Source organism: Arthrobacter sp. Y3223065 (assembly GCF_059090885.1).
In genome coordinates, this window is record NZ_JBNHGC010000001.1 from 15,164 (window position 1) to 39,127 (window position 23,964).

Below are 23,964 nucleotides of genomic sequence, written 5' to 3' on the forward strand. Positions count from 1 at the left end.
AGCAGCGTTGCGGTAGCCTAGTTGGCGCCGAGTTGCTGTGACTTGTGGCACCATTGGCGATGTGACGAATGAATTGGCGAACTCGCTCCCGAAAAAGGTATTTGTTGTTTCGCCCATAGGGCATCTAGGAACCGATGAATACCGAGATGCCCGGTATGTACTGGAGTATCTCGTGCGCGCGGCACTGCCCGCTCCCGAATGGGAAGTTCATCGAGCGGATGAGGGGAAAAGTCCAGACTCGATAGGTCAGCACGTCATTCGAAGTTTGCACGAAGCGGACTTGGTTGTAGCGGACCTGTCAGGACACAATCCAAACGTCTTTTACGAACTGGCCGTTGCTCATGGGCTCAAAAAACCAGTGGTGCACCTGATCACCGAGGGGCAGAGAATCCCCTTCGACATTCACGACATGCGTACTATTCATTACCTCATCACCGATCTGGAGTCGGTTGAGCTGGCCAAGAAGGATTTGCGCGATTTTGCTGTGCATGCGATCGAGCACGTCGACGAACTAGTAACGCCTATGTCCAGCTTCGATCGGTTTGTAACCATACGCTCCGATGCAGCCGATGGAGGCGAAGCGGTAGCCGATGTTTTGGAGCAAATCGTCGCTCGCCTCGGAACTATCGAGCGGCGAATGGAACGGGCTGTGAGGGCAAATAGTGGTTCGTCCGCGGAGTTTCTCCTGGACGACAGCGGTGACCTCTATATAAGAAGGTACGAGCATCAACTCTTGTACTTCTTGGAAGAATTGGACCAGTTGCGCGCCAATGATGACGGGTCCGACATGCATGCTGAGAAGATCAAGCTTCAGGAAAACAGGATAGATGAGATGTGGAGGAACATGCCTCCCTCTATGCGCCGTCGTCTTGAGAAGCGTGGGAAATTGAGTTCGTACCGCCTTCCTTCATAGCCGGATAGTCAGAGGCGATATCGAGGCACACAAAAATGCGTCTAAGCCGGGGAAGGTCGCGAGAGGGGAGGGGCCATACCCGGGGCCCTTACCTTCTTGTAGGTCTTGAATTAGATGTGAAAGCGGGCTTGGAGGGTAGCCGCCAGACCGTCCGTCAGTTCAGCCTCGGCGCCCTCAAGACCTTCTACGAACTCGACACCGCCCCCCTCGGGGGTCAGTCTCGCGTCGATGCCGAGGGCAGTACATAGCGCGAGGAGCCGCCGCGCGAAATCATCCGGGGCGAGCTTCGGGCCAGGAAGGCGCGGCACCCGCACATCAACGGTTTGGATTGTTCCGTGCGGAATGTGTGTCATGGCTGCGAACCTAGCACGCGAACGTGTCCGCGATAATGCTGTGCGGGATGACTGGACCGCAGTCACTGACTACCATTTCGCCGCTCGCTGGGCTCGGACTTGCACCCTTTGCGCTTGGTTTCGTCGACGAGGACGCGGCCTTAGCTCTCGTTCTAGCTCCAGCCAGCAGTAGCCCAGCCCAGCGCCAGCCCCACAGCCCGGGGCTCGGCGCAACATGGGGGCGCTGCAATAAGGGGCAGGTAAGCGGCGGGCAGCCAGTGCCAGGATTGTCTCCCGAGTCGGTAGGGGTACGGGCTGGGTGCTGGGGAGGGTTGAAGACAAGCCCCTTCTGCCGGTTGTCAGATGCGTGAATATGCAAAACCGGCGTCCGGGGCTCACTGATTATGTGGGGGCTTCAGCTACGAAGCTGCGCTGCCGAGATTGCCCATATCCCGACGCAACTCAGCGGGCATCTCATACTCGTGGCGGATGAGGTGACGGACGAACTTGCCCAGTCCGGCGGCTTCCTCGGCGGTCACGTCGTCGTAGTCTTCCGGGTGGGCACCCTCATTGCCCAATTGATTAAGATGATCAGCCCAATCCCATAGGGACTTATGCAAGTCGCCGTCATTCTTCATGTGCTTCAGAGCGGACTTCAAGTGCCGCTCGCCCTTGGCCTTTTCGCTTCCCTTGTCCTTCACGAACAAGGCAAGCGCAGAACGAAACATGACGGCGGCAGCACGGTTCGCCTGAATACTCAGGCACCGGACGCCTTCGTCGTAGGCCGAAGCGACACCAGGTTCTACGGCCGGATCGAGAGTTCCCGCCCCGGGGGCGGGCCACCAGTGAATCCCGTATCCGTCTTTGTCAGTGATTACTGCCGTGCCTCTCCCGCAGCCGGCGCAAGTCAGGCTGGAGAGCCGCCGCGTAATGAGATCGAATCCAAGCCCGTCCATCTCGGCAGTGTCAAGTGCAATGTGTTGCGCAACTTGGAAGTGTGCATTTCGACCACACCACGGACAAGGACCGGCGGGGTCGTCGGGGGTGGGCAAAGTGTCCGGGTTGGAGATCACGTTTAATTTTTTAATCGTGGCTTGCCAGCGTCTCAGGTACACGCTAGTGCACTCCACAGCAAAGCGGCCGGCGAGGACACCAATCCCAGTGATCAGAAAGTCCCATACCGGACTTACGTAGAGGGCGACCGAGGCTACGCGCGGCAGATCCTTCGAAACGAGAAAGAGCCCCGCCGGGCACAACGGCGCAGCGGGGCTTTCCTCGTGGAGTCACGGGCACAGACACGCCGCCTGGCCGGGAAGGAGCCCCGGCCCGGCGTTTCCGGGGCTCCTTAGCTGGCGGGGCTTACATGAAAGTCAGTCGCTTGTAATTGCGCTTAACGTACTGCTCGGCGGTAGCCCGCTCCTCGGCGCGCTTGGCCTCGCGCGCCTCGATCGCCTCGGCGACCTCGGCGGGCGTGGCAATGATCGGCCGTGCGCCGTTGCGGATCGCGTCGAGCATGGCGTCGAGGGTGTCCTCACGGGGCGCCTTGCTCGGGTCGCTCCAGTAGCGCGAACCGCGTGGAGCGCCGGACGGGTAGGCGTATTGGACGCCGGGGAGCAACGCGATAGCTTGCTGGGCCTTGTTGATCTTGTCGCGGTAGAAAGGCGCCGAGGCCAACAAGGCGGCCTCCTCGTGCTTGCCTGCCCTCACCAACTCGTCGATGCTGTAACCGCCAGGGACGCGCTCGGCGACCTTGGTGAGCTCCTCGGCGGCAGGGCCGTGGAGCTTGTCGCGAATGCCCTCGACGAGCCGAGAGATGCGGCCGGAAGCGGTGCGGTGGATCTCATGCGTCAGCTCAAAGACGGCACCGTCGAGGATTTCGCGGTGAGTGTCCAGCGCGGCGATTTGCGCCGGGGTCGACTTGGCGAGCTTGCCAGCCTTGGCGGCGGCGACGGCGTCGCGCATGACGTCGGCGGCGGCAGGCAGGGCGCCGAGCTCAGCCCTTACGCGGTCGAGCTGGGCGAGCATTTCTGCGAGTTCGACAGGCAACTCGACGCCTTGAGCGGCGAGACGGCGTATATGGTCGAGGCCGGAGCGGATCGGAGTATCGCGTCTGCATCGTCCGCTTCCACTTGGCCGAGGCCGGGCCGAGATTAGCGGGCAAATCCTGCTGGGCTGCCTTCCTGCAGCCATCCGGTCCATCTGTCGCCGTCACCGGCAACCCTTTTGCCGCCAATTTGCTGGTGGCAGTGGAGCGGACCGGGGTCTCCGTACCCTAGTCTGGCGCTACACGGCCCTCGGGCCCGCCCAAGGTGCTTCTCACTTAGCCTTTCGGGCTGGCTTTCCGGCAATCTCAGCGGCGACTTCCTTAGGGTTAGAAGTCATCCTCGGAGAGGCCGAACTTTGAGGGGTAGCGGATGCCTGCCGGGGACTGCCCGTCTTCGAGCTTCTGCACCCTGATCCACCAGGCAGTCCGTTTTCTAGCGCCTCAAGTGGGGGCAGGTGATGGGCAGTGGCGGCGCGCCTACACGAGGGTCTTGATTTCTGACGCCCGTGCCGCATTGATCGCGCATACCTACTGCCGGGTCCCGCAAATAGGGGCCGGTCCGAAGAGTCAGCGGACACTGGGACGACCGTGGTGCGGCCAGGGCCGCGGTCCGCCGGGTAATCGCCGCGGACGCCGACCTGCGCGAGCGGATCGAACCTGGAGCCGGTCGCCCCGTTCTAAAGCGCCCGCGGCGGGGGTCCGGCTACTGCTGCGGCGGCGTGTAGTTCATGCACCCCTCATCGATAGGCGGGCTCCAAGGACTGGGAACAGTCTGAAGAGGAACCTTGTCGATGATCACGAACACGAGCGACCGGAAGGAAGCATTGATGCCGCCTCCTTTGCATGCGGGCCCGGTGTGGACAAACATGCTGCCGCCAACCCCGTACCCGGATCCGACGTCACCGACGTAAACCACCCCGCCCCTGACTCCGCGTCCGTTGGTGTCCCGTTGCTGGTACACATGCATTTCAATCTCATGGTCCGTTTTACACGCGATCTCGGCGCCGCCCATGAAGTGGAAGTTCGGCCTCCCATGTTTGTTGTCGAAGGCGGCGCCTACTTTGATTTCGCAATCCGCCCAGGTGACTACCTTAGATGCGACCCACGGGCTCACAAAGGTGGCATGCCCGTCGGTGGCTTGGGCCGGCGGGGCGCCGAGCAGGGATGACGAGGCCAGCACGAGCAGGGTGCCCAGGAATCTGGCGGCACGACGGGGCTGCCGCCGCCTTGGAAGGACGACGGTTCCTGGCTCGTTGGGGGCTTGGTTGGATTCTTTGAACGCACGCATGGCCGTTCCTTTGCTGTGGAGCGATGGATTGCCCCCCAGATTTCCAGCGTACAACCGGCGCTCGGGGCATGTCACCGGGTTTTTGCGATGGGGAGGGTTCCGCCTGGCTCCGCACACCTCGGAAGGGGAAGGCAGCGGACACTCTGCCGAATCCACACTGATCGAAAGGACTCCCCAGGAGGAACGGTTTACATGGCGCAAGAACGAAAAGCCCGAGGAAACGGAACACTAAGGCCGCCGACAATCTATGGCTTCCGCGCATGGCGGAGGGCAACCTTGAGCAGCTCGATCCGGTAGCCGCGTTGTGCCTGCTGACTACCCTGCTGACTGCCAGTGCCGGCCTTCGAAGACGAGGACGACGCCGGGATGGACGGCCGCGCAGGCTGGTTGATAAGCCACTGGAGCTGGCCGCCTGCATTGCGCGGCTGGAGCCGTGCGAGCGCGAACTGAAGGCCGTCATCCAGCGGGTCTGGCACCGGGGTGATCACTTGGAACCGCATCCAGGCGGGAACCAGGGCAGTCAGGTGCGGGACCGTTTCGGCAGCTGAACTTCCTGGCATGGCCAGGACGGGGGAGCCAACGATGTTCGTGGAGACATCGTCCTCCGTGGCACCCTTACGGCTTGCATGGTCGTACGGAACACATCCGTTGCTGCTTCCAAACGCAGCGGAGTCAGCGCAGCCGGTACGTAGTTCCTGCTTGGAAAGGAAAACGGTCAGCCTTGGACTCGTTGCCGGTAAAGGGCCGCCAGTTCGTCTGGAGATTCAGGAACTGACTCCACGTAATTCTCGAAATGTCATCAGGTAGCTGTCCCTGGTTATCAAGCAAACTGGAGCAGCATTGCTAGGGGTTAAACCCGGCTAGAACACGCGGTTGGATGTGGGGTCAGATTGACGAGCTGATGGCACGGCCACATTTTTGCATGTCCCGGGTAGGGCGGGATGTACAATTCCCTGAGGGGATCCGTCTCGGGGTATCTGTCCGACACGGGCGCGCACGGGAGGTTTGACCAGCTGACCGTAGGCGGCGACACCGGCTCCCCGGAGCAGCGTACGGCGCACGTGGTGCTGAGCGCGGTCGTCTGGCCGCCGGTGGTCAATTTCTTGATGCCGGCGGGAATCCCTGTGACCGTTTCCAGCGATGCGCGCTCGGAACTCAGGCGCTGAACAAACGGGAAAGCGCCAGGTATATTTCCTTCAGGGCGCCGAGCGGTTCGGGGTCAGGGAACCGAGGCGGCGTAAACGACAACAGAAGCTGCAGGAACCGCCACGATATGCCTCTTCGGATCCTGAGCAGGGGCCGATGTCTTCCCGCCGCTGATGCGACCTGCTAGCCTCACGGGCAAGGGAGCAGGGGACCACTTACGTTGGGGCAGCAGTGCGGACTGTGCTTGTCAACAGAGAATCCTTGAAGTCGTCGGCTGGACGCTTCGGCGATGCCCACACGTGTGCTTCCTTATTCCTAATCCTCCTCGGCATTCTCACGGCGGTGGCGCTGACGGCGGCAAGCAGCCCCGTTCCGTCCCCGTCAGGCAGGCTGCACAGCGGCATGGAGGGTGCCAAGGCTGCGCTTGTGCGGATCGAGCTTCGAGCGGTCGCCGAGATTGCCCACATCGACCACACCACCGGGGAGGTGGAGGTCAAGCGCGGCCGGTCCACCGTGCCCCTCGGGTCCGCCACCGGCGTTCTGGTTTCTGCGGACGGGATCGTGGCAACCACTTGGGAGAACCTCGCCGTCGACCGGGACGCAGTGGCCGTTTATGCCGCGAACGAACTGTTCGCCAACGAGATTGGTGTGCCGGTCCGCAACGGCGGCAACCCTGCCCGGCGGGGAACCACACCACACCGCTATTGGGCCCCGCACTTGCACCACTGCTATGACCAAGTGACGCACTGTGTCCTTTTCCGCGTCCCGCAATACCATGTGCGCACCTACACCTCTGAGCCCGGCGGCGTCATGGCCGAGTTGCTCAATGCCCCGTCCAAGCCCCATGACGTTGCGCTGCTTCGTATTAGTGGCGGCGGTGCCACACCTACAGCATCGCTGTCCCCGGCGGACACGGAGGCCGGCGCGGCCAGCGTCCTGCTGGGCTTCACCAAGCGGCCGGCGCCCGAGGCTGGCCCGGCTGAGATTCCGGTGAAGGTGGACGCGGCGGCCAGCCGGATTAGCTCTCCGGAGAATCTTGGAGCGCCGCTGGACGCCGGTGTCTCCGGCGGACCTGTGCTCGACACGGCGACCGGTCAGGTCCTCGGCCTCGCCGGGCCGCGTCAACGGGACGGACGTGCCACGCTCGTGCCCTCCGCCGCCATTCAGGCGGCCATGGCGAAGGCGGGAGTGGCGGTGACGCCGTCGAAGTTCGACGCCGTGTTCCGCCGGGGTGTCGACCACCTCGCGTCCGGAAACCGGGGTGGATCGGCGGAGAGCGCGCTTGAGGAGTCCTTGACGTACTACGACTCCGCCTTGGCGGCGAGCCATCTCGAGGAGGCTCGTACCATGAGGGACGGACAGTCCGACGGCGTACCAGCGGCAGAGGCGGAAATGGACACGGGGGACTCGTTGCAGCCCGAACTCCTGCCGATCCTCACCGGGCTCCTGCTCCTGGCGGGCGTCATCGGAGCCATCGCTCTGCGCCGGCGTAGCCGGTCCGTGACCACTCAAGCGGGTGGCGGCGCCACTACAGCGGGCGCCGGCCGCCCGTCTCCAGCTCCCGGGGCAACGGCCCCGGCGAACCGTTCCAAAACCGCCGACGAGCTACCCACTCGGGCTGGGTCGACGACGGCAGCATGGCTCGACCGGGAGCAAGCAGGCCGCGGACGGACTGGTTCAGGCCGGACCGAAGCCGCAGAGCACCAGACCCCCGCCCTGCGGCATCCTCCCGCACCCGGCAGGTCAGCTGCTGAAGCGGCACCGCCGGTTCCGGACGCGAATCCAGGTCCGGCGGCCGCCGACCACACCCGCACAGCGGTTCCCCTGGCACCCCGCGACTCCAACACACAAGCCGTGGCGTTCTGCCCCCAGTGCGGCCGGCAGGTTCTGCCGGGAGCGCGGTTCTGTGTCCGCTGCGGTCATCGGGTCGGCTGAGCCGTGGCGCATCTGGGAAGTTATCTCAATCCCGGGACCGAGATCGCAGGCTACCGCATCCAGTCACTGATCGCCCGCGGCGGCATGGGCGTCGTTTACCGGGCGCTCGACGTCCAGCTCAGCCGCTCCGTCGCACTCAAGCTCCTCGCGCCTGAACTCTCGGCCAATGAAAAGTTCCGCCAGCGGTTCGCGCGTGAGTCCCGGCTTGCAGCCTCCGTGGACCACCCCAACATCCTGCCCGTCTACGGCGCCGGCGAGTGGTCTGGGCAGTTGTACATCGTCATGCGCTACGTACGCGGCACCGACCTCAAGGCCGAGCTCGACTCACGCGGCCGGCTCCCGCTGGGCGAAGTGCTTCGAATCCTCTCTGACACCGCCGCTGCGCTCGACGCCGCACACGCGGCCGGACTTGTACATCGGGACGTCAAACCCGGCAACATCCTGCTCTCTGACGACCGGGCGGACGGCCACCGGCACATCTACCTCACCGATTTTGGCCTCACCAAGCGAGCCACGTCTGCGACCGGAATCACGACGGCGGGCCACTTCCTCGGAACCTTGGATTATGTCGCGCCCGAGCAGATCCGCGGCGAAGACGTCGACGGTCGGGCCGACGTGTACGCGCTGGCGTGCGTCGCGTATACGTTGCTCGCTGGCCATCCGCCGTTCGACTACGACGACGACTCGGCCCAGCTCTGGGCCCACATGACGGAGGAGCCGCCACTCCTTTCCGAGGAACGACCGGAACTCCCTTCCACCGTCGGGCTCGCCATCCTGGACGGCATGGCGAAACGACCGGAGGACCGGCCGGCCTCCTGTGGCGCGCTGGTCGCCATGATGTCCGGCGGCGCCCCCGATGGCGATGCGCCGGCCCTGTCCCCCGAAGATGCGACCGCCGACACCCGGCCTGCAGGGACCGCGCCTTACAAGGAAGGCGATGACGACCTCACCAAAGCAGGACGACCAGTCGGCCTCGCTCCCCAGGATGGCCGGCGCGGCGGGTCGCTACGCGTGCGGGGCGCGCCGCGGCGGGCACGCGCCGGGTTGCTGGCGGCGCTGGGCGCTGTGCTCGTCCTGCTTCTCGCTGTTGGTTTGCTCCCGCGGATGCTCTCCGCGGAGGAGCGTGTGACCTTCCGTGCCGACGGCATCCCGTACACGCTTGAGGTCCCCGAGAGTTGGACCCCCCGCACCCACGAGGCGGGTGACAGCACCGTTAGTGTGCTGTCCGACGCTGATCTCACTGCGCTTTTCGCCGACGAGCCGGATGCTCCGGCGGCCGCAGCCCGGACCGCCACCGATGACCCAGACCGCGTCGTCGGGCTCACCATCTACCACCGGCCCGCTGGGTTGGGCGGTCAATCTCCGGATGCCCGGGTCGGCACCGCCGAGGCCCTTTTGCCCGGCCGGGACGCGCACCTGGTGGATCGCGGCGCGACCACAGTCGGGGAGGTCGAGGGCCAGGCCATGGAAGGCACGGTGCCCCTCTCGTCCGCTGTAACGCTGCAGGTCCGCGCTCTCGTCGTGGAGACCGACCCGGTTCAACTCCTGGTGTTCTTTGCCCCCTCGTCACTGTTTGAGGAGCGCCTCGAGGTCTTTGACGAAGTCGCCGGATCCCTGCGCCGGAAGGAGTGAGAGGTACCCAATGCCCGAACATCTGACTCCGTCCCCGAACGAAACGGTGCTATACGTGCACGTGGACGGGCGCGGCTGGAGCTTCCCGCCTGCACACACGATCCATGTGGGTCGAGACCCGCGCGCCGACATCCGCCTCGACGACGAGCGTGTCAGCCGCGAGCATGTCCGCCTCTGGCACCGCGACGGCGCGTGGTGGGTCGCCGACCAGGCCAGCCGCAACGGCACCTGGATCGCAGGGACGGACCAAGTAATCGACGGGCCGGTACCGCTCCAATCCGGCAGCCTCCGCCTCCGTCTTGGCGGCCCGGACGGACCTGAACTGCTCCTCAGCACCGAACCGCGCCGGCAACCGGCGACACAGCGTGTGCTCACGATTGGGCGCTCGCGGTCATGCGACGTCGTCGTAAAAGATCCGCTCGCCTCCCGGCACCATGCGACCGCCGAGATCGGCGAACAACACGCCGTCCTGCGTGATGCCAGCAGCTTCAACGGCACCTTTGTCAATGGTGAACGCATCCAGGGCGACGTGTCTCTCAGCCCGGGTGACCTTATCGGGATCGGGTCCACTACCCTGACATGGGACGGTATCCACCTGTCGATGCGAGCACCGCAGCGTCCCGTGTTCAGTGCCCGGCACCTTGAGGTCACCACCAAAACCGGCGTGCACTTGATGGACGACGTGTCGATTACCGTTCCTGCCGGCACGCTCGTGGGGGTTATCGGGCCGTCAGGCGCGGGGAAGTCGACGCTCCTCGGCGCGCTTACCGGTTTGCGCCCGGCCACCCGCGGGCACGTCACCTGGAACGGGCGGGACCTCTACGCCGAGTACGCCCAGCTCCGGTTCTTGGTGGGACTCGTGCCGCAGGAGGACATCCTCCACCGGCAGCTCACCGTCCGGCGTGCGCTCCAGTTCGCCGCCCGGCTGCGCCTGCCGCCGGACACGAGCGCCGCCGAACGGGACGAGCGGGTGAACCAGGTCCTCGCAGAGGTCGACCTGACGAAGCAGATCGACCAGCGGATCGACTCGCTTTCCGGCGGGCAGCGCAAGCGAACCTCGATCGCCTTGGAACTGCTCACCGCACCCCAGCTGCTGTTCCTGGACGAGCCCACTTCCGGGCTCGACCCTGGGTTGGACAAGCAGGTCATGGGGAGCCTGCGCGCGCTCGCAGATGCCGGCCGTGTCGTGCTGGTAGTCACTCACAGTGTCCTTGCCCTTGACGAGTGCGACCGCGTGCTTGTCCTGGCCCCAGGCGGACGGGTGGCGTTCTTCGGACCGCCGGCGGACGTGCTCCCCTTCTTCGGGGTGGACAATTACCCGGCCGCGTTTGCCGCGCTCGAGGACCAGGCATGGGTGGGCCGGTACGCCCGCTCGCCCGCCCGCGACGCCTACGTTGGACGGACAGCGTCCGCCCAAGTACCGGTCCCGGCGGCTGACGCGCCTCCGCCGCCGCGCGCGGCTCCGGTGCGACAGCTGTGGACGTTGATCCAGCGCAACGTCGCCGTCGTCGCCGCGGACCGGCTCTTCGTTGTCCTCCTCGTCGGCATGCCCATGCTGCTCGCGCTGATGGCACACGCCTTTCCCGGAAGGGCGGGGTTGTCACTGAGGGAAGCTGAAGGTGATCTACATCAGGTCCAGCAGCGGTTGGTCGTCCTCGTGGTCGGTGCCGCGCTCATGGGCACTGCCCTCTCCGTGCGTGAGCTGGTTGTGGAACGGCCGATCTACCGGAGGGAACGGGCCGTCGGCCTTTCCCCGGGGGCGTACCTGCTGAGCAAGGTGGCGGTGCTCGGCGTGCTGGTTGCCGGCCAGTGCGTGCTGTTCACCATGCTCGCGCTCCTTGGCCTTCCGGGGCCGGACGAGGCCCGGGTGCTGGGCGACGGACGTGTGGAGGTGGCGGTGGCGGTGGCGGCAGTCGGAGTCACCATGACTGTCGCCGCGCTCGTGATCTCGGCCGCGGCGACGTCGACGGAGCAGACTATGCCCGCGCTCGTCGCCTTGGTAATGGCCCAGCTCATCCTGTGCGGCGGGCTGTTCGAGATCGCAGGACGCGCCGGTCTCGAACAGGCGTCCTGGCTGCTTCCCGCCCGCTTCGGCTACGCCGCAACAGCGGTCACCGTGGGACTCCAGCAACCCCCCGCACCGGACGTCGACCCGCTCTACGACCCGACCGCCGAGCAGTGGCTCGTCGACCTCGGACTGCTCGGTGCCCAGGCCCTGGTGTTCCTTGCGCTTGCGGCCTGGGCGCTGCACCGCTCCGTGACTCGGCAGCCGTGGCGGTGAGATGTCTCTCTTGCCACTTTGGGTCCCGAGGAGGTGGACACGGGACACCGGGCGGGAAAGGATCGGGTCGACGACCCCCCATTCTTCTTCGCTGTTGTCGGCCCCGAGTGCGTGCAGGCGATGATCGGAATGCTCGCTTCGAAACAGCGTGCTGGCTCATGCCTCCCGGTAGAGGTGGCAGGCCAAGATGCGGAACTTACACAGCTGGCCGCCTGTGCCCTAGAAGGGCATCACGGTCGTCAGGTAACCGTAGTATCGGCCCGGGACCGGCCGCAGGGGGTCACCGATGAACCCATACTGGGGATTCTCGTGGTTGTACTCCGCGACCACTGCGCGGAATTGCTCTATCACGGCCGGCCCGTCGCCTTGGCAGACCTCGCTCGCCAGGCATCGGGCCACCGAGCCGGCGACGATCGGACTGGAGAAGCTGGTGCCGTGTGCGGTGGCGTACCGGTCGCCCGGGACCGTGGAGGTCATGCACACTCCGGGGGCTGCGACGGTGTGCTCCTGGTCCGCAGGCTGGGTGGCGAAGTTGGAGAAGAAGGCGAACTCGTCGTCGGGGTTGGGAAAAGACGCTCCGCTGCAGCTTGCTGTTCCCTTGCCACCGGGGCGGCCGTCGTAGTCAGCCATGGCCGTGGCGGTGAGCACCTCGTCATAAGCGGCCGGAACAGTGTTCGAGAAGTCCGCGGTCGCATTGCCGGCGGCGACCGTCCAAACGACCCCCTTCTCGGCGCCCTGGCAAATCATCTTGTGCAGGGGATCGACCCCGTTGCCGCAGGTTCCCTGCTCTTGGCCGGGGCTGCCGATGCTGATGTTGGCGACCCTGATGTCGTTACCCGGGTCCTCGTCCGTGTGAGTGGAGACGACCCAGTCGGCGCCGCAGAGCAGGGCAGCTTCTGTGATGGTGCCGTCGTCTGCAATAACCCGGACGGACCACAGCGGTGCGCCGCTCGCGGTGCCGATGATCCCTGCGTTGTTGTTCTTCGCGCCAAGGATCCCGGCGACCATGGTTCCGTGTCCGAATAAGTCGACGGGAGCTACCTCGACCGGGGTGCCTGACGAGCAGTCCACCCCGCCGCGCACGTTCAGGTCCGGGTGGGTGCTGTCGATACCGGTGTCGATCACTGCGGAGTTGACCGTGATCTGCCGGCCGTCCGCGGCTGCCTCCTGCGGCGTGCCGCCGACCCGCAGCCACCCGGGAGGGAGGAATTCCGCGCCGCTGGTTTCGTTATTGTCGCCGGCCACGTTTTCCGGCAAGGCGAATTGCCGCTCGGGTGCAATGAATTCAACCGCCGGGTCGGCGGCGAGCAGCTTCGCCTCCGAGACCGTCATAGTGCCGGAGTAGCCCTTCAGCGCGTGTTCGTAGGTGTTGGACCGCGTAAACCCGTACTTCTCCCCGTGGGCCGTGGCGGTGGAATCGACATTCCCGATGCTGTCCTTGAGGACGACCGTATAGCCGTGTTCTTCTTCCGCGGCTGCGGCCCCCGCGGCTGCGGCCCCCGCGGCAGCAGGTCCCGCGGCGGCGGGTCCGGAAGCGGTGACGAGGGTTGCTGCGGCCAGCACGAGCGCGCCGAAAGCCCCCAGAATTCTTCGCGATGTGGTTGATTGTGGCGGCCCGTCGTGGCGGCTTCCGAGCTTCTGCCTCTTTCGCTGGCTCTGAACGGATCCGTGACTTTGACTGGGCATTGCAGCCTCCCCCAATTAATGGACATAGTTCAGGCCCCAGCCCCATACGCGGCACCTGCGCAAACTGCACCCCGCACTCTCCAAAGGTTATTGCAACTGCCCGCGCTTGAGCTAGGGGCTGTCAGGCGCCGCTTTCGCGGGATAGAGGATTCCCCGCCATGGCGTAGGCTGGGAGAACCATGGCTGAGATCGACTTTCCCGCTGAAATCCGCGCTCTGCGCGCCACATATGAATCCATTGAAGCCGTCTCCGACGCGGAGGCGATCCGGAAGGATATCGCCGAACTGAGCGAGCAGGCGGGCGTACCGGATCTGTGGGACGACCCGGCCGCCGCCCAAAAAATCACCTCCAAACTTTCGCACCGGCAGAGCGAACTGGAACGGCTGGAAAAGCTCACGGCACGGATAGACGATCTGGAAGTCCTGGTCGAACTGGGCCAGGAGGACGCCGGCGACGAGGCCTCCATGGCCGAGGCGGCCAGCGAGCTGACCTCGCTCAAGAAGGCGCTCTCCGAACTCGAAGTCGTCACGTTGCTCTCCGGTGAGTACGACGAGCGCGAAGCCGTGGTGACCATCCGCTCCGGCGCGGGCGGCGTCGATGCCGCCGACTTCGCGGAGATGCTGATGCGGATGTACCTGCGCTGGGCCGAACGCCATGGCTACCCGACCCAGGTGCTGGACACCTCCTACGCCGAAGAAGCCGGGCTGAAGTCGGCCACGTTCGAAGTCAAGGCACCCTATGCCTTCGGCACCCTCTCCGTGGAGGCCGGCACCCACCGCCTGGTGCGGATCAGCCCCTTCGACAACCAGGGCCGGCGACAGACCTCCTTCGCCGCCGTCGAGGTCATCCCGCTGATTGAGCAGACCGACTCGATCGACATCCCGGACAACGAGATCAAGGTGGACGTGTTCCGCTCGTCCGGCCCGGGCGGGCAGTCCGTGAACACCACCGACTCCGCCGTCCGGCTGACCCACATCCCCACCGGGATCGTTGTCTCGATGCAGAACGAGAAGTCCCAGATCCAGAACCGCGCCGCCGCGCTGCGCGTGCTGCAGTCCCGGCTGCTGCTGCTGAAGAAGGAGCAGCAGGACGCCGAGAAGAAGGCGCTCGCCGGCGACGTCAAGGCGTCATGGGGCGACCAGATGCGCTCCTACGTGCTGAATCCGTACCAGATGGTCAAGGATCTTCGCACCGAACACGAGGTCGGAAATACCAGCGCAGTGTTCGACGGCGAAATCGACGACTTCATCGACGCCGGCATCCGCTGGCGCGCCAACAACCGCAACGCGGAAAACTAACCGCGAATCGTCGCACGAGGCCCGGCCGATCCTTCAGGAGCGGCCGGGCTTCGTCGTCTAGGCGTGTGCCCGCCCCCGGAGGTCCGGCCGCCTGCAACCGAATCGTGACCTTCTGACTCCGCGCGACTGTTGACACCCCTGTGAGCCACGCCATAGATTTGCCGTAATCTGAATCACCTTTCAGGTTGGGGGGCCTGACCATCAGGTTCAGACAGTTCCAGAGTTACTCCTTGACAGATTTCAACGAAAGGCATCGGAGTGAAGGCAACGAAGAAGTTCCTGATGGCCGCGGCGCTGGTCACCGGACTGGCGGCGAGCGGGTGCGCGCCGACCGCCGGCGGCGACACCGCCGGCGCGGCCGGCGAGGAAGGCAGCGCCCCCGAGAGCATCAACGTGGGCATCGTCTATTCCGAATCCGGCCCCCTGGCCGCCTATGGCGCGGCCTACTACCAGGGTCTCCAGGCGGGCATCGACTATGCCACCGAGGGCACCGGCGAGGTCAACGGCACCAAGCTCAACCTGACCTACCACGACGACGGCGGTGACCCCGACAAGGCGGTCAACGTCGCCAAGGACCTGATCGGCAAGGACTACAAGATCCTGGCCGGCACCGTGGTGTCCGGCATTGCGCTGAAGCTCGCGGAGCAGGCCGCGCAGAACAAGGTGCTCTACATCTCCGGCCCGGCCGCCACCGACGCGCTGCAGGGCATCAACGACTACACCTTCCGCTCCGGCCGCCAGAGCCTGCAGGACGTGGCAACGGCCGGCACGTTCGTGGACGACCTCAAGGGCAAGAAGGTCGTGGTGTTCGGCCAGGACAACGCGTTCGGCCAGGGCAACCTCGCCGCCGTCGAAGCCGTCCTCGGCGAGCAGGGCGCCGAAGTCGACGACGTGCTGGTACCCGAAGACGCCACCGAGTTCACGCCGTTCGCCCGTCAGCTGATCGATGCGAAGCCGGATCTGGTCTTCGTGGCCTGGGCAGGCGCCACGTCGGGATCCATGTGGCAGGCGCTGAGCCAGCAGGGCGCGTTTGATGCCGCCCCGATCGTGACCGGCCTGGGCGACGCCGCGACCTTCGGCGCCTACGGCAAGGCCTCGGACAAGATCAGCTTCCTGAACCACTACTTCCCGGGAGCAGCGGGCAACGACGTGGAGAAGGCCATGATCGAAAGCGTTGAGGCCGAGGGCAAGAAGGCCGACCTCTTCACCCCGGACGGCTTCGTCGCCGGCCAGATGATCGTGCAGGCGGTCAAGGAGGGCGGCAACGACGTCGACGCCATGGTTGAGGCGCTGGAGGGCTACAGCTTCGAAGGGCCCAAGGGCGAGACGACCATCCGTGCCTCCGACCATGCGCTGCTGCAGGAGATGTACCAGGCCAAGCTGGTGGAGAAGGACGGCGAGTGGGTGCCTGAGCTGATCAAGGCGATTCCGGCCGACGCGGTGGCTCCGCCGGAAGCCAAGTAACCGCAGCAACCACAGGCAGGCCCGCACTGCTGCAGTTCCGGGGCGCCGCCGACCTACCCGGCGGCGGCGCCCCGAACGCGGACAGGGTCCTCGACCGGACAGAAAGTGACATGATGACCTCCCCAGATCAGCCCGCGCTCACGGTGCACGGCCTCGGCCTGCAGATCGGCGGCGCCCGCATCCTCGAGGATGTCGGATTCTCCGTCGCGACCGGAGAAATGGTCGGTGTGATCGGACCGAACGGTGCCGGCAAGACCACCTTGTTCAATCTCATCTCCGGAGTCCTGAAGCCGACGGCCGGTTCCATCACGCTCGACGGCAAGGACGTCACATCGGCCTCGATCCACAGCCGCGCCCGCGCCGGCCTGGGCCGGACGTTCCAGACGTCCAGCCTCTTTCCGCGGCTCAGCGTGCTGGAAAACGTCCGGCTGGCGGCGCAGGCAGCGCTCGGCGGAAGCGTCACGGTATTCCGGTTCCCCTCGCGGACCGATTCCGCGACCGCCGCCGCGAAGCAGAACGTGGCCGAGGTCGGGCTGGAGGATAAGCTGCACACCGCGGCCGGAGACCTCGCCCACGGCGACAAGCGCAAGGTGGAGATCGCCATGCTTCTGGCCGGCAACCCCTCGGTCATCCTGCTCGACGAGCCGATGGCCGGGGTGGCCTCCGGCGACGTGCCGGGGCTGAGCGCGATCATCCGCCGGATGCACCGCGACCGCGGCTGCACCGTGATGATGGTCGAGCACCACATGGACGTGGTCCTCGGGCTGGTCGACCGCGTCGCGGTCATGCACCACGGCAAGCTGCTGGCCATAGACACCCCGGACGCGGTGATGGCCAATCCCACCGTCCAGAGCGCCTACCTGGGAGAACCCGTATGAGTCAGCAACCGGAACGCGGCGCGGCCGCGCCGCAGGACGCGGCCCCCGGGCCAAACCGGGCCGACGCCACCTCCATTGCCCCGGCCCGTCATCAGCCGGACCACGCCGCGCCCGCGCCCGCGGCCACGGCCACGTCGCCGGCCGCGGCACGGCCGGACGGCCGCGCCCGCCCGGTGCTGGAGATCGCGGGACTCAGCGCGCACATCGCCGGCCAGCAGGTGGTGGAGAACGTCAGCTTCTCCGTGCCGGCCACCGGCATCACCGCCCTGCTGGGCCGCAACGGCGTAGGCAAGACCAGCACCATCAAGGCCATCATCGGCCTGATCTCCCGCAGCGGCAGCGTGATGCTGGACGGCACGCGGATCGACAAGGAAACGACCTACAAGATCATCCGCCGCGGCGTGGGCTACGTACCGGAGGACCGGGAAGTCTTCTCCAAGCTGACCGTGGCGGAGAACCTGCGGCTGGCCGAACGGGACGCCTCCCCGCGCCGGCAGCTGGTGGAGGAACTCTTTCCCGACCTGCTCAAGCGCGCCTCGCAGATGGCCGGGACACTCTCCGGCGGGCAGCAGCAGATGGTTTCGCTGGCGCGTGCGCTGCTGAATGAAAACAAGCTGCTGCTGATAGACGAGCCGACCAAGGGCCTGGCGCCCAAGATCGTGCAGGAAGTCTCCGAGACGCTGGAACGGGCCGCCGAAACGGTGCCGATCCTGCTGGTGGAGCAGAACCTGCAGGTAGTCCGCCAGCTGGCCGCCGGCGCGGTGGTGCTCTCCGGCGGGAGGGTGGTCCACACAACCGACAGCGCGCTGGAGTTCCTGGACAACGAAGACCTGACCCAGCGGCTGCTGGGCGTCCACGCCGAAGGCGGGCGCGGCGACGAGGCCGCCCCCGCCGCCGGCGCACACGGCAGCGCCCCCACCAGCGGCGCCCGGCACGGCCGGGACGCGGCCCCCAGTGCCGCATCCCGCGCCGAGACCCGCACCGACCCGAACGGGGTGCACAAGTGAGTACCATCGTCCTGCTGACAGTCACCGGCCTGGGCCTGGGCGCGCTCTACTTCCTGGTGGCCTCCGGGCTGAGCCTGATCTACGGGCTGATGGGCGTGCTGAACTTCGCGCACGGTTCCTTCCTGACGCTCGGCGCGTTCGCCGGCTGGGAGGTGGCCCGCCGCGCCGGCGCCGACAACTGGTGGACCTTCCTCGGCTCGCTCCTGGTGGGCGCCGTCGTGGGGGCCCTGTTCGCCGCCTTCACTGAGTTCGTGCTGATCCGCAAGCTGTACGAGCGGCATATCGAACAGGTGCTGGTCACCGTCGGCCTCTCGCTGGCGTCGGTCGCCCTGTTCGACGGGATCTGGGGCACCGACCCGGTCTATATCTCCGGACCCGAATGGTTCAGCCAGACCACCAAAATCCTCGGCGCCGACATCGCGAACGACCGCTTCGTGGCCATCATCGCGGCGGTGTTCGTGCTGCTGGGCCTGGTGTTCTTCCTCAAGCGCACCCGCTACGGCATGATCATCCGCGCCGGCGTGGAAAGCCGCTCCATGGTCACCGCGCTGGGCATCGACGTCCGCAAGGCGTTCACGCTGGTCTTCGCCATCGGCGGCGCCGCGGCCGGCCTGGGCGGGGTGCTGGCCAGCCACTACTTCGGCTACGTCTCGCCGCTGCTGGGCGGGTCGCTGCTGATTTTCGCCTTCATCGTCACCGTGATCGGCGGCCTGGGGTCGCTCACCGGCGCGGCCATCGCGTCAGTGGTGGTGGCGCTGCTGCAGCAGTTCGCGAACTTCTACCTCAACGGCACCGGGGATTTTGTCGTCGTCGTGGCCCTGGCCCTTGTCCTGCTCTTCCGGCCCTCCGGCCTGCTCGGGAGGAAATCATGACCACCAGCAAGACCGACCCGCAGTCGGACGCGCAGCCGAATCCGGGCCCCGCAACTGCCGGGCACAGAGAGACCCCGGGCGCCACCGGCGCTAGGACGCTGCGGCGCGGGCAGAACGGCAAGGACGACGGCGGCGCTGCCGCCGGCGGAGTCCGCGGGCTGCTCAAGTGGGCCGCCGGGGGAGCGGCCGTGGTACTGCTGGCCCTGCTGCCGCTGCTGAACCTCTCCCTGCCCGGCGTGTTGCCCGGGCCCACCTACACCCCGGGGTCGCTGCAGCTGATCGCCATGTGCATGCTGATGGCCGCCGCGGCGCTCAGCTACCACCTGCTGCTCGGCGTCACCGGCCTGCTGTCCTTCGGCCACGCGCTGTACTTCGGCGCCGGGGTCTACGGCCTCGGCGTCATCCTGGACACGTTCGACCTCCCGCTGTTGCCGGCCATGGGCCTGACGCTGCTGCTGGTCATCGTGCTGGCCCACGTGGTCGGCGCGGTCGGCCTGCGCGTGACGGGCATCCCGTTCGCCATGGTCACCCTGGCCTTCGCGGAGGCCGGCCACGTGCTGGTGGGCCGCAACCCTGGCCAGGCCACCGGCGGTGAAGAGGGCCTGACCCTGGCCACGGAGAACCTGCCCGAGGCCCTGCTGGGCGTGGCCAACACCCGCAACCTGTACTGGCTGGCGCTGATCGTGCTGCTGGTGGTCTTCGCCGTCGTCAGCTGGGTGCAGTTCAGCCGGGCCGGCCATGTGGCCGCGGCGGTCCGGGAGAACGAGCTGCGCGTGCGGGTCATAGGGCTGCAGCCCTATCTGGTCAAGCTGCTGGTGTTCGTGGTCGGCGGCGTGCTGGCTTCGGCGGTGGGCATGGTCTACCTGTTGCTGCAGTCCGGTGCCGTCCCGCGCAGCCTCTCGGCCGACTTCACCATCACCCTGCTGGTCATGGTGGTGCTCGGCGGCGTGGGCTCGCGCTGGGGAGCGGTCATCGGCGGCGTCTTCTACACGCTGCTGGACCAGCGGCTGACCGCGCTGGCGCAGTCGGAGGCCATTGCCAACCTGCCGGACATCCTGCGGATCCCGCTCTCGGAGCCGCTGTTCATCCTCGGTACACTGTTCATCCTGGTGGTCCTGTTCCTGCCCGGCGGCATCACCGGCGCGGTGCAGAGGGCCACCCTCAGCCGCGGCCAGCGCCGCCAGGCAGCCGCCCGGCAGCGCGAAATCCTGGAGAAAGCCGAGTGAACCTGCACCCCCATCCGCCAGCCGGCGGTCTCCATACCCTCGGCCGCTGGACCGCCGACCGTGCGGTGTCCACCCCCGACCGGGTGGCGATTGACGACCGTGGGGTCAGCCTGCGCTACCGCGACCTCGATGCCCGGGCCGTCGCCCTCGCCGCGAAGCTGCGCGCCGCGGGCTACGGCGTGGGGGACCGGATCGCCACCCTGACTGGCAACTCCGCGGACCACGTGGTGCTGTTCTTCGCCTGCGCCAAGGCCGGCCTCGTGCTGGTCCCGCTGTCCTGGCGGCTGTCTCCCGGGGAGATCGCCGAGCAGCTGCAGCTGGCCGACCCGGCGCTGCTGCTGGTGGAGGATGAATTCGATGCGCTGGCCGCGGCGGCCGCCACGATGCTCCCGCTGCCGCCGCGCACGGCGGCACTGGGGCCCTCGGGAGTGGAGCGGCACGTGCCCTGCCCCACCCGGCGGCTGGCCAGCGCCACGGCGCCGGTCCAGCGGGAAGTGCGCGACGACGATGCCCTGCTGATGATTTTCACCTCCGGTACCGAGGGGCCGAGCAAGGCGGCCATCCTGACCCACGCCAACTGCTTCTGGACCAACCTCTCGCTGTCGCGGACCATGGAGCTCTCCAGTTCCGACGTGGTGCTGGCCGCATTGCCGCAGTTCCATGTGGGCGGCTGGAACATCCAGCCGCTGCTGGGCTGGTGGACCGGCGCCACGGTGGTGCTGGAGCGAACGTTCGACGCGGGCCGGATGCTGCAGCTGATCGCCGAGCGCAGGGTCACCACCATGATGGGCGTCCCCACCCAGTACGCCATGCTGGCCGAGCACCCCGGTTTCGCGTCCGCCGACCTGTCCAGCCTGCAGCACGCCATCGTGGGCGGGGCGTCCATGCCCGCGCCGCTGCTGCGGATCTGGCACAAGCGGGGGGTGGCCCTGAGCCAGGGCTACGGCCTGACCGAAGCCTCGCCCAACGTGCTCTGCCTGCCCAACGAAGACGCGGCCTCCATGATCGGCTACGCGGGCAAGCCCTACCCGCACGTCAGCGTGGCCGTGGCGGACCCGGTCACCGGCCAGATCCTCGACGGCGCGGCCACCGGTGAGCTGCTGGTCTCGGGACCGGGCGTGTTCGCCGGCTACTTCCGGAACCCGGAGGCCACCGCGGCGGCGCTCGCCGGCGGCTGGCTGCGCACCGGCGACCTGGTGGAACGCACGGCGGACGGCTTTTTCCGCATCGTGGACCGGATCAAGGACCTCTACATCTCCGGCGGCGAGAACGTGGCCCCGGCCCAGGTGGAGCAGGTCCTGCTCTCGCACCCGGCAGTGGCCGAGGCCGCCGTCGTCGGGGTTCCCGACGAACGCTGGGGCGAGACCGGGCTGGCCTACGTGGTGGTCCGGCCGGGCCGGATCACCGATGCCGAGGAGCTGGCCGAACACTGCAGGGCGCAGCTGGCCGCCTTCAAGGTCCCCGGCCGTTTCGCCTTTGTTCCCGCGCTGCCGCGCACGGCATTGAACAAGGTGGTCCGGGGGAGGCTGCGGGAGGCCGCCGGCCGCCCCGGCCGCCACCCGCTGACTGCAGGATCGGAGCAGGAATCATGAGCGCTGCACCACGCACCGCCCGGGGCACCCGGACGCGGGCCAAGCTGCTGGAGGCGGCGGAAGCGGTGTTTGCGTCGGTGGGCTACCACGACGCCTCGATCGTCAAGATCACCGAGCAGGCCGACGTCGGGCTGGGCACCTTCTACCTCTACTTCCAGGGCAAGCAGGCCATCTTCGACGAGGTCGTCGAGGACCTCAACCGGCGGGTGCGCCATGCGATGACCGAGGCGGCCAAGTCGGCGGAGAACCGGCTGGAGGCCGAGCGGGCCGGGTTCAAGGCGTTCTTCCGCTTCACCGCCGAACACCCCGCGCTCTATCGGATCATCCGGCAGGCGGAGTTCGTGTCGCCCGGCGCCCTGCGGATGCACTACACGCGCATCGTCAACGGCTACATTGAGGGACTGAAGGCGGCGCAGGCCACCGGCGAGGTCCGTCCGATGGACCCGGACGTCGCGGCGTGGGCGCTGATGGGCATCGGCGAACTGATCGGCATGCGCTGGGTGCTCTGGGAGGACGACGCCGGTGCGCAGCCGGTCCCGCGGGAAGTGCCCGACCACGTATTCGAAGAAATGATGCAGTTCATTGAGCGGGCGCTGGCGCCCGGACAGCAGACGACGGAAGGACCCACCCATGGCTGACAAGACTCTGACGGGCCGCAGCGCCATGGTGACCGGCGGGGCCAGCGGCATCGGCGAGGCCTGCGCGCGGGCCCTGGCCGACCGCGGCGCGAAGGTCACCGTCGCCGACCTGGACGGCGCGTCCGCCGAACGGGTGGCGCAGGAGATCGGCGGCGTCCCGTGGCAGGTGGACCTCAGCGACACCCGGGCGCTGGAAACGGCCGCGGTGGACACCGACATCCTGGTCAACAATGCCGGGATCCAGCGGATCAACCCGATCGAGGAGTTCGATCCGGAGGCCTTCCGGCTGATGCTCCGGTTGATGCTCGAATCCCCGTTCCTGCTGATCCGCGCGGCGCTGCCGGGCATGTACCAGCGCGGTTTCGGCCGGATCATCAACGTCTCCTCGGTGCACGGGCTGCGGGCCTCCGCCTACAAATCCGCGTACGTCTCCGCCAAACACGGCCTGGAAGGCCTCTCGAAGGTCACCGCGCTGGAGGGCGGCGCGCACGGCGTGACCAGCAACTGCATCAATCCCGGTTACGTCAAGACGCCGCTGGTCGAGAAGCAGATTGCAGACCAGGCCCGGATGCACCAACTGCCGGCGGAGGAAGTGGTCGCCAAGGTGATGCTCACCGAGAGCGCCGTCAAGCGCCTGGTGGAGCCGCACGAGGTGGCCTCGCTGGTGTGCTGGCTCGCCGGCCCCGACGCCGGCATGGTCACCGGCGCGTCCTACACGATGGACGGCGGATGGTCCAGCCGATGAGCGCCGAACCGGCGGCCCTGCCCTACGCCGCACTGGACGTGCCGGTGCGCGGCGGCACCCTGCGCACCGGCGTGTGGGGACCCCGGGACGCGCAGGCACCGGCCATCCTGGCCGTGCACGGGGTGACGGCCTCGCACCGCACGTGGGGCCTGCTGGCGCAGGAGCTCGACGGCGTGCGGGTGATCGCCCCGGACCTGCGCGGACGCGGGCGCAGCAACGGGCTGCCCGGCCCGTTCGGGATGGCCGCGCATGCCGACGACCTCGCGGAGGTGCTCGCGGCGCACGGCGTCGGCCGGGCCGTCGTCGTCGGCCATTCCATGGGGGCCTTCGCCTCCGTGGTGCTGGCCCGGCGCCACCCGCGGTTGGTGGAGTCGCTGGTGCTCGTCGACGGCGGCCTGCCGCTGCAGGTGCCGGCCGGGCTCAGCGACGAGGAGGTCATCCAGTCGGTGCTGGGCCCGGCTGCCGAACGGCTGGCCGCGACGTTCCCCAGCCGGGAAGCCTATCGGGACTTCTGGCGGGTGCACCCGGCGTTCGCCGAGCATTGGAACGCGCTGGTGGAGGACTACGTGGACTACGACCTCGCCGGCGAGCCGCCGCTGTTGCGGCCGGCGACGAATTACGAGGCGATGGCCCGCGACACCGCCGACCTGAACAGCGGCGCCGTCCTGATGGACGCGCTGGAATCACTCGACGTCCCGGCGGTGCTGATGCGGGCCCCGCGCGGCCTGCTGAACGAAGACGCGGGCCTCTACACGCCCGGATACGTGGACGACTGGGCGCGGCGGCTGCCCGCCCTGCGGGTCCGCGAGGTGGCCCGAACCAACCACTACACCATCGTCATGGACCGCCCGGGAGCGGCGGCGGTGGCGGATGCCGTCCGCGACGCCTTGGCCGGGCGGCCGGCCGACCGGGCGGCCGGACAGTCTGCGGGGCAAGCTGCCGGACAGGTGAAACGACACACCGGCAGGGCTGCAGGATAAACTCAAG

The 23,964-nt window shown here is 67.1% G+C and carries 20 protein-coding genes and 1 pseudogene; 15 read left to right on the forward strand and 6 right to left on the reverse strand.

Features of this window, described 5'->3' with window-relative positions; translation table 11 throughout:
* The first annotated feature begins 61 nt into the window (after positions 1–61).
* Positions 62–913 (forward strand): hypothetical protein, encoded by an 852-nt coding sequence (locus tag AC5RUK_RS00085; RefSeq protein WP_494151033.1) that lies wholly within the window; start codon positions 62–64, stop codon positions 911–913.
* 110 nt (positions 914–1,023) lie between these two features.
* Here AC5RUK_RS00085 and AC5RUK_RS00090 read toward each other — a convergent pair whose 3' ends face one another.
* From AC5RUK_RS00090 to AC5RUK_RS00110, 5 genes are all read right to left on the reverse strand, one after another.
* Positions 1,024–1,266 (reverse strand): hypothetical protein, encoded by a 243-nt coding sequence (locus tag AC5RUK_RS00090; RefSeq protein ID WP_494151034.1) that lies wholly within the window; start codon positions 1,264–1,266, stop codon positions 1,024–1,026.
* A gap of 398 nt (positions 1,267–1,664) precedes the next feature.
* The gene (locus tag AC5RUK_RS00095) at positions 1,665–2,360 is read right to left on the reverse strand and encodes a DUF4145 domain-containing protein (RefSeq protein WP_494151035.1); all 696 of its coding nucleotides are present in this window, start codon (positions 2,358–2,360) and stop codon (positions 1,665–1,667) included.
* A 244-nt stretch (positions 2,361–2,604) separates the two neighbouring features.
* Positions 2,605–3,291: a hypothetical protein gene (locus AC5RUK_RS00100; protein ID WP_494151036.1), complete on the reverse strand. Its 687-nt coding sequence runs from the start codon at positions 3,289–3,291 to the stop codon at positions 2,605–2,607.
* Between the two features lie 701 nt (positions 3,292–3,992).
* Positions 3,993–4,577, reverse strand: a complete 585-nt coding sequence (locus tag AC5RUK_RS00105; RefSeq protein ID WP_494151037.1) for a hypothetical protein — start codon at positions 4,575–4,577, stop codon at positions 3,993–3,995.
* A 245-nt stretch (positions 4,578–4,822) separates the two neighbouring features.
* A complete protein-coding gene (locus tag AC5RUK_RS00110) occupies positions 4,823–5,137 on the reverse strand; it encodes a hypothetical protein (protein WP_494151038.1) in 315 nt (104 codons plus the stop codon).
* Between the two features lie 381 nt (positions 5,138–5,518).
* Here AC5RUK_RS00110 and AC5RUK_RS00115 point away from each other — a divergent pair, with 381 nt between their 5' ends.
* From AC5RUK_RS00115 to AC5RUK_RS00130, 4 genes are all read left to right on the forward strand, one after another.
* Complete coding sequence (locus AC5RUK_RS00115) at positions 5,519–5,743, forward strand: hypothetical protein (protein WP_494151039.1); 225 nt, start codon at positions 5,519–5,521, stop codon at positions 5,741–5,743.
* Positions 5,744–6,125: 382 nt separating this feature from the next.
* Positions 6,126–7,658, forward strand: a complete 1,533-nt coding sequence (locus AC5RUK_RS00120) for a zinc ribbon domain-containing protein (protein ID WP_494151040.1) — start codon at positions 6,126–6,128, stop codon at positions 7,656–7,658.
* 3 nt (positions 7,659–7,661) lie between these two features.
* A complete protein-coding gene (locus tag AC5RUK_RS00125; RefSeq protein ID WP_494151041.1) occupies positions 7,662–9,290 on the forward strand; it encodes a serine/threonine-protein kinase in 1,629 nt (542 codons plus the stop codon).
* 10 nt (positions 9,291–9,300) lie between these two features.
* A complete protein-coding gene (locus AC5RUK_RS00130; RefSeq protein WP_494151042.1) occupies positions 9,301–11,571 on the forward strand; it encodes an FHA domain-containing protein in 2,271 nt (756 codons plus the stop codon).
* 219 nt (positions 11,572–11,790) lie between these two features.
* Here AC5RUK_RS00130 and AC5RUK_RS00135 read toward each other — a convergent pair whose 3' ends face one another.
* Positions 11,791–13,134, reverse strand: coding sequence for a S8 family peptidase (locus tag AC5RUK_RS00135; RefSeq protein WP_494151043.1), 1,344 nt, complete (start codon positions 13,132–13,134; stop codon positions 11,791–11,793).
* Positions 13,135–13,436: 302 nt separating this feature from the next.
* Between AC5RUK_RS00135 and prfB the strand changes: the two genes are divergently transcribed.
* The 10 genes and pseudogenes from prfB to AC5RUK_RS00185 all read left to right on the forward strand — a co-directional run bounded on the left by prfB (position 13,437) and on the right by AC5RUK_RS00185 (position 23,957).
* Entirely contained in the window at positions 13,437–14,555 is a 1,119-nt protein-coding gene (prfB, locus tag AC5RUK_RS00140) for a peptide chain release factor 2 (protein ID WP_494151044.1), read from the forward strand.
* 258 nt (positions 14,556–14,813) lie between these two features.
* On the forward strand, positions 14,814–16,019 hold the full coding sequence (locus AC5RUK_RS00145; RefSeq protein WP_493989185.1) for a substrate-binding domain-containing protein: 1,206 nt from the start codon (positions 14,814–14,816) through the stop codon (positions 16,017–16,019).
* A 113-nt stretch (positions 16,020–16,132) separates the two neighbouring features.
* Positions 16,133–16,897, forward strand: a complete 765-nt coding sequence (locus AC5RUK_RS00150) for an ABC transporter ATP-binding protein (RefSeq protein WP_493989186.1) — start codon at positions 16,133–16,135, stop codon at positions 16,895–16,897.
* Between the two features lie 173 nt (positions 16,898–17,070).
* A pseudogene (locus AC5RUK_RS00155) lies at positions 17,071–17,769 on the forward strand (ABC transporter ATP-binding protein); the annotation flags it as partial.
* A 131-nt stretch (positions 17,770–17,900) separates the two neighbouring features.
* Positions 17,901–18,776: a branched-chain amino acid ABC transporter permease gene (locus tag AC5RUK_RS00160; protein ID WP_493979079.1), complete on the forward strand. Its 876-nt coding sequence runs from the start codon at positions 17,901–17,903 to the stop codon at positions 18,774–18,776.
* The gene (locus AC5RUK_RS00165) at positions 18,773–20,002 is read left to right on the forward strand and encodes a branched-chain amino acid ABC transporter permease (protein WP_494151045.1); all 1,230 of its coding nucleotides are present in this window, start codon (positions 18,773–18,775) and stop codon (positions 20,000–20,002) included. Before AC5RUK_RS00160 ends, AC5RUK_RS00165 begins: the two co-directional genes overlap by 4 nt.
* Entirely contained in the window at positions 19,999–21,594 is a 1,596-nt protein-coding gene (locus AC5RUK_RS00170) for a class I adenylate-forming enzyme family protein (RefSeq protein ID WP_494151046.1), read from the forward strand. The genes AC5RUK_RS00165 and AC5RUK_RS00170 overlap by 4 nt, the downstream gene beginning before the upstream one ends.
* A complete protein-coding gene (locus AC5RUK_RS00175) occupies positions 21,591–22,232 on the forward strand; it encodes a TetR/AcrR family transcriptional regulator (protein ID WP_493989190.1) in 642 nt (213 codons plus the stop codon). Before AC5RUK_RS00170 ends, AC5RUK_RS00175 begins: the two co-directional genes overlap by 4 nt.
* Positions 22,225–22,977: a 3-hydroxybutyrate dehydrogenase gene (locus AC5RUK_RS00180; protein ID WP_494108664.1), complete on the forward strand. Its 753-nt coding sequence runs from the start codon at positions 22,225–22,227 to the stop codon at positions 22,975–22,977. Before AC5RUK_RS00175 ends, AC5RUK_RS00180 begins: the two co-directional genes overlap by 8 nt.
* The gene (locus AC5RUK_RS00185) at positions 22,974–23,957 is read left to right on the forward strand and encodes an alpha/beta fold hydrolase (RefSeq protein WP_494151047.1); all 984 of its coding nucleotides are present in this window, start codon (positions 22,974–22,976) and stop codon (positions 23,955–23,957) included. The genes AC5RUK_RS00180 and AC5RUK_RS00185 overlap by 4 nt, the downstream gene beginning before the upstream one ends.
* The last annotated feature ends 7 nt before the right edge of the window (positions 23,958–23,964 follow it).